Source organism: Methanoculleus chikugoensis (assembly GCF_900095385.1).
Lineage (GTDB): Archaea > Halobacteriota > Methanomicrobia > Methanomicrobiales > Methanoculleaceae > Methanoculleus > Methanoculleus chikugoensis_A.
Window position 1 is genome coordinate 14,208 of sequence record NZ_FMID01000046.1, and the last position, 14,891, is coordinate 29,098.

Annotated in this window: 15 protein-coding genes; 5 read left to right on the plus strand and 10 right to left on the minus strand. The window is 62.7% G+C overall.

Annotated features, from left to right (window positions below; translation table 11 throughout):
- Positions 1 to 55: 55 nt before the first annotated feature.
- Positions 56 to 781 (plus strand): DUF5591 domain-containing protein, encoded by a 726-nt coding sequence (locus L21_RS09490; protein ID WP_074370241.1) that lies wholly within the window; start codon positions 56 to 58, stop codon positions 779 to 781.
- A 744-nt stretch (positions 782 to 1,525) separates the two neighbouring features.
- On the opposite strand, the gene rbcL is transcribed toward L21_RS09490, so the two are convergent.
- A complete protein-coding gene (gene rbcL / locus L21_RS09495) occupies positions 1,526 to 2,818 on the minus strand; it encodes a type III ribulose-bisphosphate carboxylase (protein WP_074370242.1) in 1,293 nt (430 codons plus the stop codon).
- A 139-nt stretch (positions 2,819 to 2,957) separates the two neighbouring features.
- Here rbcL and L21_RS09500 point away from each other — a divergent pair, with 139 nt between their 5' ends.
- A complete protein-coding gene (locus tag L21_RS09500) occupies positions 2,958 to 3,809 on the plus strand; it encodes an alpha/beta hydrolase (protein WP_074370243.1) in 852 nt (283 codons plus the stop codon).
- 190 nt (positions 3,810 to 3,999) lie between these two features.
- Here the strand turns inward: L21_RS09500 and L21_RS09505 are convergent, their stop codons facing one another.
- Positions 4,000 to 4,332, minus strand: a complete 333-nt coding sequence (locus L21_RS09505) for a hypothetical protein (protein WP_074370244.1) — start codon at positions 4,330 to 4,332, stop codon at positions 4,000 to 4,002.
- Positions 4,319 to 4,642, minus strand: coding sequence for an ArsR/SmtB family transcription factor (locus L21_RS09510; protein ID WP_074370245.1), 324 nt, complete (start codon positions 4,640 to 4,642; stop codon positions 4,319 to 4,321). Before L21_RS09510 ends, L21_RS09505 begins: the two co-directional genes overlap by 14 nt.
- Positions 4,643 to 4,690: 48 nt before the next feature.
- Between L21_RS09510 and L21_RS14160 the strand changes: the two genes are divergently transcribed.
- Positions 4,691 to 4,831: a hypothetical protein gene (locus L21_RS14160; protein ID WP_178377713.1), complete on the plus strand. Its 141-nt coding sequence runs from the start codon at positions 4,691 to 4,693 to the stop codon at positions 4,829 to 4,831.
- A gap of 333 nt (positions 4,832 to 5,164) precedes the next feature.
- Here the strand turns inward: L21_RS14160 and L21_RS09515 are convergent, their stop codons facing one another.
- From L21_RS09515 to L21_RS09535, 5 genes are read right to left on the minus strand one after another with little or no spacing between them, the layout of a single operon-like run.
- Entirely contained in the window at positions 5,165 to 5,815 is a 651-nt protein-coding gene (locus L21_RS09515) for a TfuA-related McrA-glycine thioamidation protein (protein ID WP_074370246.1), read from the minus strand.
- The gene (locus tag L21_RS09520) at positions 5,778 to 6,992 is read right to left on the minus strand and encodes a YcaO-related McrA-glycine thioamidation protein (protein ID WP_074370247.1); all 1,215 of its coding nucleotides are present in this window, start codon (positions 6,990 to 6,992) and stop codon (positions 5,778 to 5,780) included. Before L21_RS09520 ends, L21_RS09515 begins: the two co-directional genes overlap by 38 nt.
- On the minus strand, positions 6,989 to 7,405 hold the full coding sequence (locus tag L21_RS09525) for a molybdenum cofactor biosynthesis protein MoaE (RefSeq protein ID WP_074370327.1): 417 nt from the start codon (positions 7,403 to 7,405) through the stop codon (positions 6,989 to 6,991). Before L21_RS09525 ends, L21_RS09520 begins: the two co-directional genes overlap by 4 nt.
- Positions 7,406 to 7,419: 14 nt before the next feature.
- Positions 7,420 to 7,698 (minus strand): ubiquitin-like small modifier protein 1, encoded by a 279-nt coding sequence (locus tag L21_RS09530; RefSeq protein ID WP_074370248.1) that lies wholly within the window; start codon positions 7,696 to 7,698, stop codon positions 7,420 to 7,422.
- 14 nt (positions 7,699 to 7,712) lie between these two features.
- A complete protein-coding gene (locus tag L21_RS09535) occupies positions 7,713 to 8,447 on the minus strand; it encodes a HesA/MoeB/ThiF family protein (protein ID WP_074370249.1) in 735 nt (244 codons plus the stop codon).
- Positions 8,448 to 8,695: 248 nt separating this feature from the next.
- On the opposite strand from L21_RS09535, the gene L21_RS09540 reads away from it, so the two are divergent.
- On the plus strand, positions 8,696 to 9,724 hold the full coding sequence (locus L21_RS09540) for a GNAT family N-acetyltransferase (protein ID WP_074370250.1): 1,029 nt from the start codon (positions 8,696 to 8,698) through the stop codon (positions 9,722 to 9,724).
- Positions 9,725 to 9,736: 12 nt separating this feature from the next.
- On the opposite strand, the gene L21_RS09545 is transcribed toward L21_RS09540, so the two are convergent.
- Positions 9,737 to 10,429, minus strand: coding sequence for a PIN domain-containing protein (locus tag L21_RS09545; protein WP_074370251.1), 693 nt, complete (start codon positions 10,427 to 10,429; stop codon positions 9,737 to 9,739).
- Positions 10,430 to 10,625: 196 nt separating this feature from the next.
- On the opposite strand from L21_RS09545, the gene L21_RS09550 reads away from it, so the two are divergent.
- Complete coding sequence (locus L21_RS09550; protein ID WP_074370252.1) at positions 10,626 to 13,421, plus strand: PAS domain S-box protein; 2,796 nt, start codon at positions 10,626 to 10,628, stop codon at positions 13,419 to 13,421.
- A 39-nt stretch (positions 13,422 to 13,460) separates the two neighbouring features.
- Here the strand turns inward: L21_RS09550 and L21_RS09555 are convergent, their stop codons facing one another.
- Positions 13,461 to 14,891: an NEW3 domain-containing protein gene (locus tag L21_RS09555; protein WP_074370253.1), complete on the minus strand. Its 1,431-nt coding sequence runs from the start codon at positions 14,889 to 14,891 to the stop codon at positions 13,461 to 13,463.

A 14,891-nucleotide genomic window follows, 5' to 3' on the forward strand; every position in this document is an offset into this window, starting at 1 on the left:
GAGGTTTTTGCAATTCCCGGTCCAACGCTCTATTCACGATGGGGAACATGTTTTCATGCGGAAGGATCGGATAGTGCGGGGAGGGGGCGCCCCCCGGCGGGTCGTCGAGGTCGTGCAGGACAGGCACGGGAACCCGATCGAGATATTCGACCCGCCGTTCTACCGCAACGAGTTCGAAGACGCCTACCGGTTCATCATCGACGACTACGTCGTTGCGCCAAAAGAGATCGCCCTCTTCCTCCCCTGCGCCGTGCGGAAACCTTACAGCCAGAGCCCGAGCCACAAACTCTTCCGGCGGGTCATCGACGGCGTCCTTGCCCCGGAGGACTACCATATCGTCATCTTCGGCACCTGCGGGACCGTTCCCGCGGAGCTCGAGTGCATGTACCCCTACCGGAACTACCACTACATGCTCGGCAAGACCACGGACGAGCGAATCCGGCGGGACTTCCACCGGATCGAGGTCTACCGGCTCAAGGGCTACCTTGAGAAGACACGGGATACCTACCGGCACCGGCTCGCCTACTGCATCGGGCCGTTCCGGAAGGCCATGGTGGAAGCGGCGGAAGCGACCGGGATCGCCGTCGACCTCCTCCCCTCCGATCCGATGATCGAGCGGCTCTACGATATCGACTGCCCCTTCCCGGAGGGCAGCCTCTCGATGCAGGGCTATGTCGATGAGTTCCGCGAGGGGCTTGAGAAGCTCGCGGGGGAGATACGCGCCGGGGACACGACGGCTCTGGAAGGCTGCCCGGAGCGGCGCGGGCCGGTGAGGGCTTGAGAAGACCCGGAAAGGAGCACTTTTTCGGAGGGGCAGGACACCGAAAGTTTCTGATTGCTTGCGAACTTTGAATTGCGCCTGATCGCCCCCCACCCCAGGGGGCGGGGGCAGTGCGTGGCGATACCAGGGGAAATCGGTTGATGGGGCTACGTGGTTGTGGCAAGGCTGATCTGCAAAACAAAGACTGTTTCACGTAAATGTCGTGGTTAAGGGAGACAGATCCTGTCCATCCGCGGTTTCGGGCACGGCTTCCGTGGGGGTATCGCCATTGGGGAGGCGGCTCGCGGGGAGTGCGATGGGCGGAACGCCCGGAGCGCGACCACCGTTAGGTGGGGAGGGGGGACGCCCCCTCCCCTGTCTCTACCCCATAAATATCCATGTAACCCCCACCCCACCCGGCCTCCGGCCTCCTCCCCCGCCCCAGGGGGCGGGGGCAGTGCGTGGCGATAACCCCACGGAATCCGTGCATGCGATCTCGACTGGCAGAGGGTACGAGTTACAACCCAAACTTCAGAGCAACGAACCTCAATACAGTACTGCTCCAGGTTACACAGGCAAAAACAGTGGCTGGAATGGGTTGCAGGATAACCTAATCCGGTTCTTCTCCCGAGTTGTCCCCGGGCGGTGGACCGTGGTGGATATCGCCACGGGGGGAGGGGTCGGGAGGGGGTCTCCCCCTCCCCGTCTGATAAGGGACGGGATGAGTCCCATGGAAATGGCCGGGGGACTTCTTGTCAAACCCCCTCACTTCGGCTTATAGTACCCCCACTTCTCGAGCGCTTCCCGGAGCGCCGTGGCCTTCTTGGCCTTCTCCCCAAGCGTCTCACCGTCCTTCCAGGCCTCGATCGCCTGCATGGTGGCCTCCGCGCCCGCCCGGGTGCCCTTCGGGTGACCGTGGATGCCGCCGCTGACGAGGAGGACAAGTTCGGTGCCGTAGATATCGAGCACGTCCGGCACGAGCCCGGGGTGGAGCCCGCCTGAAGAGACGGGGAAGGCGCTCCTGATACTGCCCCAGTCCTGGTCGAGGGCCATGTGGTCGACGGCGTTCGTATGCTTCTCCCGGAGCACGTCCGCAAGCACCGTTGCTTCCGCCCGGGTGCCGACCAGTTTCCCGACGGCGGTCCCGGTATGGATCTGCGAAACACCGACAAGGCGCATCATCTTCGCCAGGAACTGCATCGTGACCCCGTGCTTCTCGTCCCGATCGAAGGCCGCGTGCATCGCCCGGTGGGCGTGGATGGCAAGCCCGAGGTCGGAGCAGTAGTCCCGGAGGGTCGCGACGGCCGCCGTCCCTGCTACCACGACATCGATCATCGCGTAGTTCCAGCCGTAATCGGCAAGCATCTTCGCCCGCTGCTTCATGACCTCCGTCTCGGCCGTGATGTTGATGAACGCGGACTTCACGTCGCCGGTCTCCTGTTCGGCCTTATCCCGCATCTTCGCCATCGCCCGGACGCGGTCCTCGAACCGGTTGAACGGCTGGGACGTCAGGTTCTCGTCGTCCTTGACGAAGTCGAACCCGCCCATCCAGGTCTCGTAGCCGACCTCTGCGTGCTCTTCTGCGGTGAAACCCACCTTCGGCTTCGGGACCGCGCCCGTGAGCGGCCGCCCCCGGACCTTCATCATATCCCGGATCCCCTCCATCCCGAAGTGCGGCCCCTTGAAGTGCCGGAGGTATTCGGCAGGGAGCGAGGCGTCGATCAACCGGAGACGGTCGAGCGCCTTCATCCCGAAGATGTTCCCGGCGATCCCGCTCAGGAGCTGGGCCGCGTTCCCCTCCTCCCAGAGGGCGAGCGGGTATGCGATCTTCACGTAGTTCCCCTCGATCTCGAACGCCTTCGCCTGGAGATCCCGCATCCGGGGCGGCAGGGTAAAGAGCGTCGTCCAGGTCCCGGTCGAACTCTCGGAAGCGATTCTCCCGACCGCCTCCTCCCTGCTGATCCCCTCCGCAGGCTCGAAGTAGTAGAGAGTTACGAGTTCGTCCGGGCCGGGAGTGTGGTTTAAATCAACAAACTCTTCGTACCAGTCAATCGCCATGAAATCACCTCTGAAAGGATGGGGTTCCGGGGTGAAAAACCTTCCATTCTGAGCAGGGTATAGAATGCCGGAATCACTTTCTCCCCGCAGGCGCCGGATTTATCTGCCGGCGGGTCGAGAGGAAATCAGAAGGAGTCTTATGGAACGAACCGCCGATAATTTGCGCCCGCTTTTCGATTACGATGCAGAGAGACCGCCCGCGATCGAGATTGCCGGCACCGACGTCTCGGTCAGCGACCTGACCTACCGGACTGCCCCGGATCGGGGGATTCGGGCCTACCTGGTGGCCCCGGCAGAAGTTGACCGGTCGAAACGCTCCGCTGCCATTCTCTTCCTCCACCCGGGACTTGGTTCCCGCGCCACGTTCCTCGCCGAGGCCGTGGCCCTTGCCGGGATGGGCGCGGTCTCCCTGCTCGTCGACGCTCCCTGGGCCGCCGATACGGCAGCAGCCTGGGGTCAGGCAGTCACGGATCCCAAGGAGGCCGTGAGGGAGTATACCCGGACGGTGATCGACCTTCGCCGGGGGATAGATCTCCTCGTAGCGCAGCCAACCGTCGATCCGGACCGGATCGGGTTCGTGGGCCACAGTGTCGGGGCGCTTTTCGGGGCGGTGCTCGCCGGCGTCGATCGGAGGGTGAAGGCCGCGGTCCTGATGGCGGGCACCGGGAGGTTTGTCGACGTCGCCGCGGTGAACCTGCCCGACCTGCGGGGCGAACGGCTCGAACACTACCGCCGGACGCTCGCGGAACTCGACCCTGCCGTCTGGGTCGGCCGTGCCGCACCCACCCCGCTCTTCTTCCAGGCCGCTCTTCGCGACGAGTTCTTCACGGAGGAGCAGGCCCGGGAGTTCTTCGAGCAGGCGGGCGATCCAAAGTCGATAAAGTGGTACGACGCGGGCCATTACCTGAACGAAACCGCCCGCCGCGACCGTATCGCGTGGCTTATCAAGCACCTCTCGCTGGAGCGGCGGGAGCCGGGCGGTTCCCGGTAGCAGGGCAGGAGACCCTGTTGCTACAAATACTCTCATTTGTCATAAATGGTAAACATTATTATGTAGAGGATTCTTACTAATACGTGGCCAGGCATCATGCGCGATGGGACCCTGCCTGCGCCTCGTCTGTCATGCCCTTAGACGCGCTGCTGCACGTCCGTCATACACCCATCCAATCATTTTTTAACGTTCACTCGGAGATCCCGTCAAGAACCTTCTCGATTCTGTCCACCTTCGCCTCGATCCGCTCCACTGACTGCCGCAGCATCTGCAGTTCCGCGCCGGCACCCTTCTGTTCGGCGACATTCGCCACCTGCCCCTCGATCCACTCCTTGATCCTTACGGCAATGATGATGAGCAGCGTCAGGATACCGAAATTTATGATGATCCAGACCGATCCGGCGAGCATGCTGTTCCACGAATCCGAACCGCCCATCCAACCGACGAGAAGGCTGAACGCGAGCAATGCAATGACAGCGCCCCATGACACCTTCAGGTAGAGTTTCCACCTATCCTGTTTCATCCTTCGACCTCTTTAGCGACGTAATGACATCCAGGTTCAGCACCACCTCAAACGGCACCGCCCGGTAGTACCTCCGGAGGTACGGCGGCTCGTCCGACGTCAGGCTGGCCCCCTCCGCGAGACCGAGTTTCTCGAGCTGCCGGAGATAAATGGCGGCCAGTGGGCGCGATATGCCGAGTTCTTCGGCTATCTCGCGAGCATACTTCTCTTCGACCGTGATCGCCCCGAGTACGGCAAGCCGCTGCTCGTTCCCGAGCAGGGAGAGCAGCCGCGCCAGTTCGGGGAGAGTGCTGAAAGACAATGTCAACATGTGTTAATTATTTTTTACACACATCAATCTTCCCATACGAAGCCCCGCATGGGAAAGGAGAACGACCGGGAGAAGTGCGCCCTGAAGGTGCTGCACGGCGACTTTGCAGGCCTATCTTTCGCCGCCGGGGGCTCGCCGGCGGATCGCGCGAAGGCGGCCCTTCGTGCAGCGGATGCATGGAACGGGTAGCGACCGGGGAGAACTTCCGGGAGGCATATGCCGCCCCGGAACCGTCCGGTGGATCAGGATAGGTGGGTGTAGGAGAGCCACATAACGCGTTCTCCCCGCCGGCATCGGATCCGGCCTTGTGCGGTTGATGGCATCTGCGTGGGCACCGCCCGGACCCGGTCTATTCAGGGCAATCACAGTACACGCCTGTGTGGTTTTGGCCGGCGGATCTTCTCCGGCCCGATCAACGTGCTGCCCCTGCGGTGGGAATGATTCCGCACCGACAAACAGAAATTGGCCCGGCCGGTGATATATTGTTACGACGACCAAAGCTGGAAAATTGAACCGCGCGGTTCAATGCTTCCCGCGGATATCCCCGATATATTCGAGCGCGAGCAGAGCGTCCTCACGTTTCCGGTCGACGGCGTGCTCCCCGGCAAACGCGAGAAAACGGGCGAGGTCCTCCGGGTCCGCCTTTCCTTCAGCCGCCTCGACGACCGCATCGTAGGTCCGGTCGGGGAAGTAGAGCCCCCGGGCGGCCTCGAGAAGGCCCCGGGCTGCATCGGCGCCGATCACGTTGTACTCAAGCGCCTGCTGGATGGTTGCCCGGATGTTCACAAGCGGCTCGGAGAGCGGAATAAACGTCTCAGGGTCGAAGAGGAGCGCCACCTCGTCGTCGGCGACGAGTCTCCCCTCCCGGTAAGCCCGGTAGATCTCCCCGACCCCTTCCATCCCGAGGCTGTCGAGTTCCGCGGCCCGGAGCGCCCCCATGCTGGAGGCGCCGACGACCCGCACCCCGGCCCGGAGCGCGGCGAGGACCTCCCGGTGGGCGACGGCGCAGTCCTGGAAGAAGACGCCGTCGATGAGCCCGATGATCCGGGCTCCGTCTTCGGCAGCCCGGGTTATGTCGCCCCGCTTTGCCGGAGGACGGTAATCGGCGTCGAGGATTGCCCGGGCAGTCTCGCGGTCACAGCTGGGACCGAGGAAGACGACGACTTCGTGCATCACGGCACCTCCTGCCCATCCGGTCCTGGTCCATCGCGTACATCTCCAGCCCCGGCACGATCACCCGGACGACCGGGATGCCGATCTCCGGCCGCGTGAGGTCGACCACGATCACCCGGGAGAGCCCGACAGCACCGAGCCGGTCGACGACGTGGTTGATGTCGGTGAGGAAGTCGTCGCTGTCGAACGACGGCATCTCCGGGAACCGGACCGTCTCGTTCTCCGCGAACCAGTGCCGGTTCAGCCGCTTCGTCCGGTCGTAGCCGATCCTCTTTCTTATGTCCGCCGTATCGGTATCCTCCCTCGCGCCGTGGATCTGGGTCAGCCTGCTCTGCGCAACCTCCGTGAGCGCCCGGAGGACCGCGATATGGGCGCTCGTATGCGACCCCATCCCGATCGTGAGGAGTGTGGGGTCCTTGAGCACGACGTCGTCGGCCACCGCGGCCACCGTGGGGATCCCGATGTCGCTCGTGATATCCTTGAGTGTCACCTCGACACCGGCAGCCGCGAACTTCCCGAGCAGGCCGGCGGCGAGCCCGTCGTCGATCCCCTCAATCCGGGGGCCGGTGTTCCGGGTCACCTCCACAAGCGACCAGGCGTCGCGCTCGACCACCTCCATCAGGGCGTGGAAGGTCGCCTCCTCGAGGGTGTTTCCGGAAGCAAGCCCGTTGGTGTTGGTCCGGAAGAGACGTCCATAGGTCATCGGGAGGGGGTGGTAGACCGCGTGGGCGGGAACGAGCACCTCCGCCTCCTGCACAATGTCGTATCCCCGGACCCAGGGGACGGCTATATCGGGCGGAACCCGATCGGGCAGGATCAGGTCCGCCGGGTCGATAGCCATCTTCCGGGCCGAGACCTCGCTGTACCGCCCGACGACCGTCTCCCGACCATCCATCTCGCCCGAGTAGCGCTCGATCCCCTCCATCACGGCGGAGACCTCCGCCTCGATAGGAGTGGCGCCTTTCCCGTTGTAGACCGATATCGCTCCGGCCCCGGCGGTCGGCCGGATGCTCGAGAAGACCGGGATGCCGATCCGGTCGAGGTTCGTGATGTCGGCGATCCGGGTGATCCCCGCCGCCGGGAGCTTCGCCCGCGCCCGGGCAAGTGTCTCCTCGGGCGGAACCGTGCGCTGGGTCTCCTTCGAGTAAGCCTTCCGGCACGACTGCAGCCGGATCATGCATCGCCCCCGTGGGACTCGCCCGGCACCCAGCGTTCGCCGTCCTCCCCGATCTCCTTCTTCCAGATCGGCACGCTCCGCTTGATCCGCTCAAGGATGTACTCGCAGGCATCGAAAGCCTCCTTCCGGTGGCCGGCCCCGACGACGATGAGGAGGATGTTCTCGCCGACCCGGAGCCGTCCGGTCCGGTGGATGATCTCGACGGCTGTTATGGGATAGTTTGCAAATGCTTCATCCCGGATCGCCTCCAGTTCCCTCACCGCGACCTCCTCGTAGGCCTCAAGTTCCATCACGTCGATTCCGCCGTCGCCCCTGACGACGCCGAGAAAGGTGACGAGAGCCCCCATATCGGGCCTCCTTACCCGGCCAATCACCTCGTTCACATCAAAATCGTCTTGCGTTACGCTGATCATTCCGGCCTCCTCCGTCATCCCCCCGCTACCGGCGGGAAGAGGGCGACCTCGTCCCCGTCGGCAAGCGTGAGCGTCATGGCCTCCGCACGCCGCACGCGCTTACCATTGTGCATCAGTATCACATATCCCCGGAGTTCGCCGCTCTCCTCAAAGAGCGCTTCCTCTGCCTGCTCCGAGGTCTCCCCGACCGCCGCAAGCAGCATGCTCATCGTCGCCCCTGGAGGGACCTCCAGCATGAGATCGCCCCCAATTGCCTCCCGCAACCGGGCAAACGCCCTGACCCGAACCTGCATCTCTTCTCCTCGCCTCAACACCGACCGATCCCGCACGCGCTGCAGTCTTCCTGCCGCTCGACCGGCAGCGTCGTCATCGTGGCGGCATGCCCATCCCAGACGAGAAGCCGGCCCGTGAGGAGATCACCGGTGCCGGTGATATACTTGATCGCCTCGTTTGCCTGGATAAGCCCGATGATCCCGGGCGTAGTGCCGACCACAGGGGTGACGGCCTCGACGGGCGGGGCTACCGGGAAGATGCACTCGAGGCAGGCCGTCCGGCCGGGGATGATCGTTGTCGCCTGCCCGTCGAACCCCCTGACAGCCCCGTGGACGAGAGGCACGCCGGCTTGAAGCGCCACCCGGTTGAGGGTGTAGCGCACCGCGAAGTTATCGGCGGCATCGACGATAAGATCGGCCCCGCTCACGAGCAGAGCGGCGTTCTCGTCGTCGACGGTCGTGCAGGTGGCGACAACCCTGATCTCCGGGTTCTGCGCCCGGAGTTTCCCGGCCGCCGACTCGACCTTTGCTCGCCCGACGTCACGATCTCCGTGGAGCACCTGCCGGTTCAGGTTGGTCCGGTCCACAATGTCCCCGTCGACCAGCCGGATCTCGCCGATACCGGCGGCGGCAAGATAGAGAGCAACCGGACACCCGAGCCCGCCGGCACCGACGATGACGACACGGGCTCGTGCAAGCTGTTCCTGCGCCTCAACGCCAAAGAGCGCAATCTGCCGCTGATAGCGTTCCAGTCCCCGATCCGTGAACATCCTCTATCACTCATCCTCGCTGTGGAGAGGCAAACATTCGCTTCCGTAGATGAATACGCAATTTATGTGGTGCCCACGGCAATTTGAACGTTTTGATCCCGTGAAATCTCCCCGGTCGGGATCTCTCCGGCGAGCACAGCGGGAAATCCGGCACCGCCACAGGTCACCCCCTGCCGGGAAACGTATATATCGTTGAGGATGGATAATCCGCACGACCCTGCAGGCGAACCGGAGCAGGGAGGGAGAGCATGACAACAGGGCTTATCGACGATAGGGAAACATGGGACACATTCGTAGACGAAAGCGCCTCCGGCCGCCTCTTCCACAAATGGGACTTCATGAAGATAACACAGAAGCATACCGGCTTTCGGTTCCTCCCCTACGGAGTCTTCAAGGGCAACGAGCTGATCGCCGTCATGCCGCTCTTCCGGAAGCAGACGCACGGGATCAACATTCTCCTCTCCCCACCCCCGCTCCAGTCGGTGGTACCGTACCTCGGGTTCGTCATGGGACGCCGTTACGACACCGCCAAGCAGAGCAAGAAGGAATCGATGCTCAAACTGGTCGGTGACGATCTCGAGAGCGAGTTTGCGGCCCTGGCCCCGAACTACCTCTCCATAACCCAGGTTCCGGGTTTCATCGATGTTCGACGGTTTCTCAGGGAGGGGTACCAGACCCGGCTTCATTTCACCTACCTGATCGCCCTCGATCCGCCGCTCGACGAGATCTGGAACAGTTTCTCCTCCAACCTCCGGACAAAACTGCGAAAGGTCGAGAAGAACGGCTACCGCCTCGAGAAGAGCACCGACATCTCGATCTTCTACTCAACGGTCGCGGAGCGGTTCAGCGACCCCGAGATGAACATACCGATGATCAGCTGCGCCTACTTCGAGGAACTCTTCCGGGCATACCCCGACGAACTCGGGCTCTACTACCTCTACGACGACGAAGGCGCCGTAACGGGCGTGCAGGCGACCCAGGAATACAAGGCCTTCACCCTCTGGATGGGAGCACCGAAGATGACCGCGATGCCCGGCAACGAATTCCTGCAGTGGCTGCTCCTCCAGAAGGCAAAGGATGAGGGATACCGGCAGATGGAGAATGTCGGGGCGAACAACGAGAACCTGAACCTCTTCAAGTCCAAGTTCAACCCCTCCCTCACCCTCTTTCTGGAACTGAGCCGGGAGGATCTCCTCGGCAGGGTTGCACGGTGGGCCTACAGCACCATCGCAAGCAAGGGTCCGGTGAAGCGAAAGGTTCTCTCGTATATCGAGTGACGATCCGGCGTGCTATTCCCCGCCTTCGAGCCCGATCAGCGCTGGCGACGGCGGCCTCCCGACGAGCGCCAGGGCGTCGGATACCCTGTCGGTGATTGTGAGAGTGCTGCCGGTCCTCTCCCGGTACTCCCGTACGAGGTAAGCAGCGTGGTTGCGGTAGGTCCGGTCCCGGCTGATGAAGATCAGGTCTTCCTCGAGGTTGGCGAGCAGCGTCTCCCAGATGAGTTCGTCGCCGATGGTATCTGTCCCGGTGCTCTTTGGGGGGTTGCCGAGAAGTTTGCGGCGGTGAGCCCGCGTGACGAGTTCATCGGTCCGGTGAAAGATCCGCACGGCAGGATCGCCAAAGAGGGCGTTGAACGCCCGGGCAACCGGATCGGCGGCAGGGTCTATAATCATGCTCTCGATATCGTCGCAGAGGGCGCCGATAGCCATGTTGTACTCCTCGGCGGCGCGCTGCAACGAAGCAACATTCGGATAGCTACGGATGACAGACGGCAGGCGAAGCTCGCCGGACTCCCGTCGCCGCATATCGTCCACGATGCGGTCGAGAATGCGCGACCGGTTGCGGAGAAACTCGTCGATGATGATGTCGGGAAAGGCAAGGTGCACCGCCAGCGCAGCGATATCCGCAATGATCTCTTCCGGAGACTCGTCGGACCCGTAGAGTTCGAGGAAGAGGTTCGTATCAATACATACGGCAGTCATACCATCGCCGGATGATGCCACACGCCGAGATAAGGATTTCCGGAGTTGGTGTCCTCGACGAATGCAAAGACCTCCCCGGCTGATGGCGCCGGCCCGAAACCTACAAAATTTCCATTATTTTCCAGGAATATCAATGCCGTTGCCGAATCAAAATGCTTAAGATATATATCGACTACCCTCAACAATAAGGTGGTGCATGTATCGAATTCTTGTAGTCGATGACGAACCGACGCTTCTCGAACTGAACCGGATCTACCTGGAGCAGTCCGGAGACATGCAGGTCGAGACGACGTCGTCACCGCTACAGGCTCTCGATATGCTCTCGGAAGCCCCCTACGACGCTATCGTTGCCGACTACGAGATGCCGGAGATGGACGGTATCACACTCTTAAAGGAGGTCCGCAGCAGGGGCTTTTCAATACCGTTCATCATCTTCTCCGGCCGCGGCCGCGAGGAGGTCATCATCGAGGCGCTCAACAACGGGGCGGACTTCTACCTCCAGAAAGGCGGCAACCCCTCCGCACAGTTTGCCGAACTCCAGAACATGATCCTCCAGGCAGTCCGGAGAAAAGAAGCCGAGGAGGAGGTACAGCGGGCCGGGGACCTGTACCGGAGCGTCTTCGAGCATACCGGCTCCGCCACCATCATCATCGAGGGGGACATGACGATCTCCCTCATAAACAGCGAGGCCGCCCGCCTTTCCGGCTATTCCCGGGAAGAAGTGGAAGGAAAGATCTCCTGGACAACCTTCGTCGCTCCCGAAGACCTGGAGCGGCTGACGAGTTACCACCGGCAGCGGCGGACTGAACCCGACTCGATGCCGGGCACCTATGAGTTCCGGCTGGTCGACCGACAGGGCAGACGGAAGGATATGCACCTGACGATCGGTTCCATCCCGGGGACGGACCGCTTTGTTGCGTCGATGATCGATGTCACCGACCGGAAACGGTTCGAGGAAGACCTGAACGCGGCGCACGAGGAGGTGACCGCGGCGTTCGAGGAGGCGAGAGCGGGGCAGGAGGCGCTCGAAGCGCAGTGCCGCGAGATGGAGGATTACCAGGCAAACCTCCGGGGCATCATAAACTTTCTTCCCGACCCGACGTTTGTGCTCGACCGCGCGGGGAAGGTCACTATCTGGAACCGGGCAATCGAAGAGGTGACCGGGGTCACAAAGAGCCGGATCATCGGAGCGGGGCTGGAAGCCGTCTGCAAGGCGGTGCCCGGACTCCGGTCCCCGCTGGTGGCGGAGACCGTCCTCTCCCGGGTGGGCGGCGAGAGCATCGCACGGGAAGTCCATATCACTTCTCCCCCCACAGGGGAGGAGGTCTGTCTCTGGGCGAAAGCATCGCCGCTCTACGATGCGCAGGGGCGGCTCTCCGGGGCAATCGAGTCTCTGCGGGACATCACCGAGTCGAAACGGATGGAAGCGCAGATCCAGCACCGGGTAGACCTCGAACAGGTGGTAAGTTCGATCTCCACGAAGTTCATCGGCCTCGATCCGGCAGACCTCGACGGCACTCTCGAAGAGACGCTCCGGGTGCTCGGGTTGTTCCTCGATGTCGACCGGAGTTACATCTTCCGCTTCTCCCCCGACCTCACCAGCGCAGAGAACACTCACGAGTGGTGTGCGGAGGGGGTAGAGCCGCAGATAGACGTGTTGCAGAACCTGCCCGCCGGCGTGATCTCCTGGGGGATGGAGCAGATCAGGGCACGGACGTCGATCTGCATCTCCGATATTGCCGATCTCCCACAGGAGGCAGCGGCGGAGCGCGACTTTCTCCGGGGGTACGGAGTTATGTCGATCATCCTGGTGCCGATCGCGAACGCCGACGAGATCCTCGGGGTCGTCGGGTTTGAGACCACCCGCAAGGCGCGGGCCTGGTCGGATGAAGACCATACGCTGCTTGAGATTGTCGGCAACCTCTTTGCCGATCTCTTCTCCCGGATTCGCGCCCAGGAGAGACTGCGCGAGAGCGAGGAGCGGTTCAGGAGCCTCGTGGAGCGGTCGCACGACTGCTACATCCGTGCTACGACGAAGCCGCAGGCAATCGAGTACATCAGCCCCTCGTGCGAGAGTCTGACCGGGTACACCCGGGAGGAGATCCTGAGTGAGCCGGATTTCATCAGGCAGTTGATCCACCCCGACGACCGGAAGACATTCTTCGCCCTGCTCCAGGAACGGGACGCATGCGCCAGCCAGCCGTACGTCTTCCGGATACGCCGGAAGGACGGGCGCTACATCTGGGTTGAAGCCTGCACGATCCCCGTTTACGGGAACGACGGACGCCCGGTTGCAATCGACTACGCAATCCATGACATAGACGCCTGGAAGCAGACCGAGGCGGCGCTCATCCAGGCCAACAAGAAACTGACCCTGATGAACAGCATCGTGCGGCATGATATCCTGAACCAGGTCACGGTGGTGCTCGGGCATATCGCCCTCCTCCGGGACCAGCCGCTCGATCCGGCCGTCGTCGCCGCCTTCGAGAAGCAGCAGGCCGCGATCGAGATAATACGGTCGCAGATCGGGTTCACGCGGGATTACCAGGATCTCGGCATCCGGGCTCCCCGGTGGTTCCCCGTCGAGCCCCTGGTCACGGGCGCCTCAAAAGCCCTACGGCCGATCGGGATCCGGATCTCTACCGAGCTCAACGGGCTCTCCGTCTATGCCGACCCGCTCCTCTCTTCCGTCTTCTTCAATCTCCTGGAGAATGCCGTGCGGCACGGCAAGACGGTGACCGAGATCCGCGTCACGGTCGTGCCGGACGGCGGCGGAGCCCGGATAGTCTGGGAGGATAACGGGGTCGGTGTCCCCGGAGAGCACAAGGAGCGGATATTCGAACGGGGTTTCGGGAGCCACACGGGGCTCGGGCTCTTCCTGGTGAAAGAAGTTCTCTCGATCACGGGGATCGCCATCCGGGAGACGGGCGAGCCCGGAAGAGGGGCGCGGTTCGAGATGGCGGTCCCGGAGGAGCACGTCCGGTATGGATGACGGCCTGCCAAAAAAAGAGACGAGCGGCAGGTCTTCTTCCTACCGCCGCCCGTACTTCCTGAACATATACCAGAGCCCCGCACCGATCCCGGCCATCACCAGGATGCCGAGCACCGCGACGTAGGACTGTTCCTTCACCACGATCCGGTACTCGTCCTCTTCTTCGTCCTGGTCGCATTTTGCCAGCGCGACGACCTTGTATTCACCGGCGACGATATCGGCGGGCGGGATCACCGTCACCTGCACCGTCGCCCGTTCGCCGGCCTCAAGGCTCGCGACCGATGCCGGGTCGACGGTCACCCGCCACCCTTCCGGTGCGCTCATGTTGATCCCGATGTTGGTCAACGCTCCCCCGACACCGGCGTTCGTTACCGTCATATCGAACGTGAGGGTGTCGCCGCGGTTGATCTCGTGGCGGTAACTCTTCGCATAGGTCCGCAGATCGTACGACCCCCGGAGCCGGAGCGTCAGGTCTTCCTCGTACTGCCGGGCCGAGGATCCGATCACCGCCGTGAAGTTGTACTCGCCGACGTCCACCGAGTAGGGCGGGATGAGATCAAGGTACAGGGTCTTCTCCTCGCCTGACGGGACGTAGATCTCCGAGACCTCTTCGGTGGCGCCGCTGCTCTCCTTGAACCGGGCGTACCACTGCTCGGGGAGGCCCTCGACGGAGAGAGTGTAGGTATCGTCGTTCCTGCCGGTGTTCTTCAGGGTCATCTCATACTGCGGGTTCGAGCCGATCGCCACGATCCTGGATGGGGACTTCACCCGAACCTCGGCAAAGAAGTTCTCTTTCTCGAGCGGCACGATCCCGAGGTCGACCGTCTGGCCGATCCGGATCTCGACATTCTTCTTCTCCCATTCCCGGTATCCGGGCCGGGTGACCTTTACTGTGTAGGTGCCCATCGGGGCGCCGATGGAGACCTTGCCTTCAGCAGTCGCAAGCATCCCTTCGATCCTGGTATCACGGTCGTAGAGACCGACGTCGGCACCTTTCACCACGTTACCTTCCTTGTCCACCACGGTGGCTTCAAGCGTTCCCACTTCACCGCTGTGCGTCTTCGTGATCTTAACGTAGACCCAGACCGTGCCTTCGCCGATGCCCACGCGGATGGGGTACTCCCCCACCGCGGCATGGCCGGATGTCTCGGCCACCAGGCGGACGGTCTTCGTCTCGCCGGCCGGGATCAGCATCCGGTAGACCTCGCGATCGTCGGCCTCGAACCGGATCTTCCAGTTGTCGGTGCCGCGGAACGTCCAGTAGTTGAGGAGGCATGTCCCGGTATCGCCGCGGTTCGTGACCGCAAGGTCGAATACGGCAGTATCGCCCGCCTCGATCACCTCGCCGGGGAAGTCGCACCGGATCTCCGTCGAGAGCGTCCCGCCCTGTGCGGCCGAAACTGCCGGGACGGCCGACGCGGCGAGGAGGAGCACGAGAAGGATACATATAGATGTTCTTCTGCCGGTCAT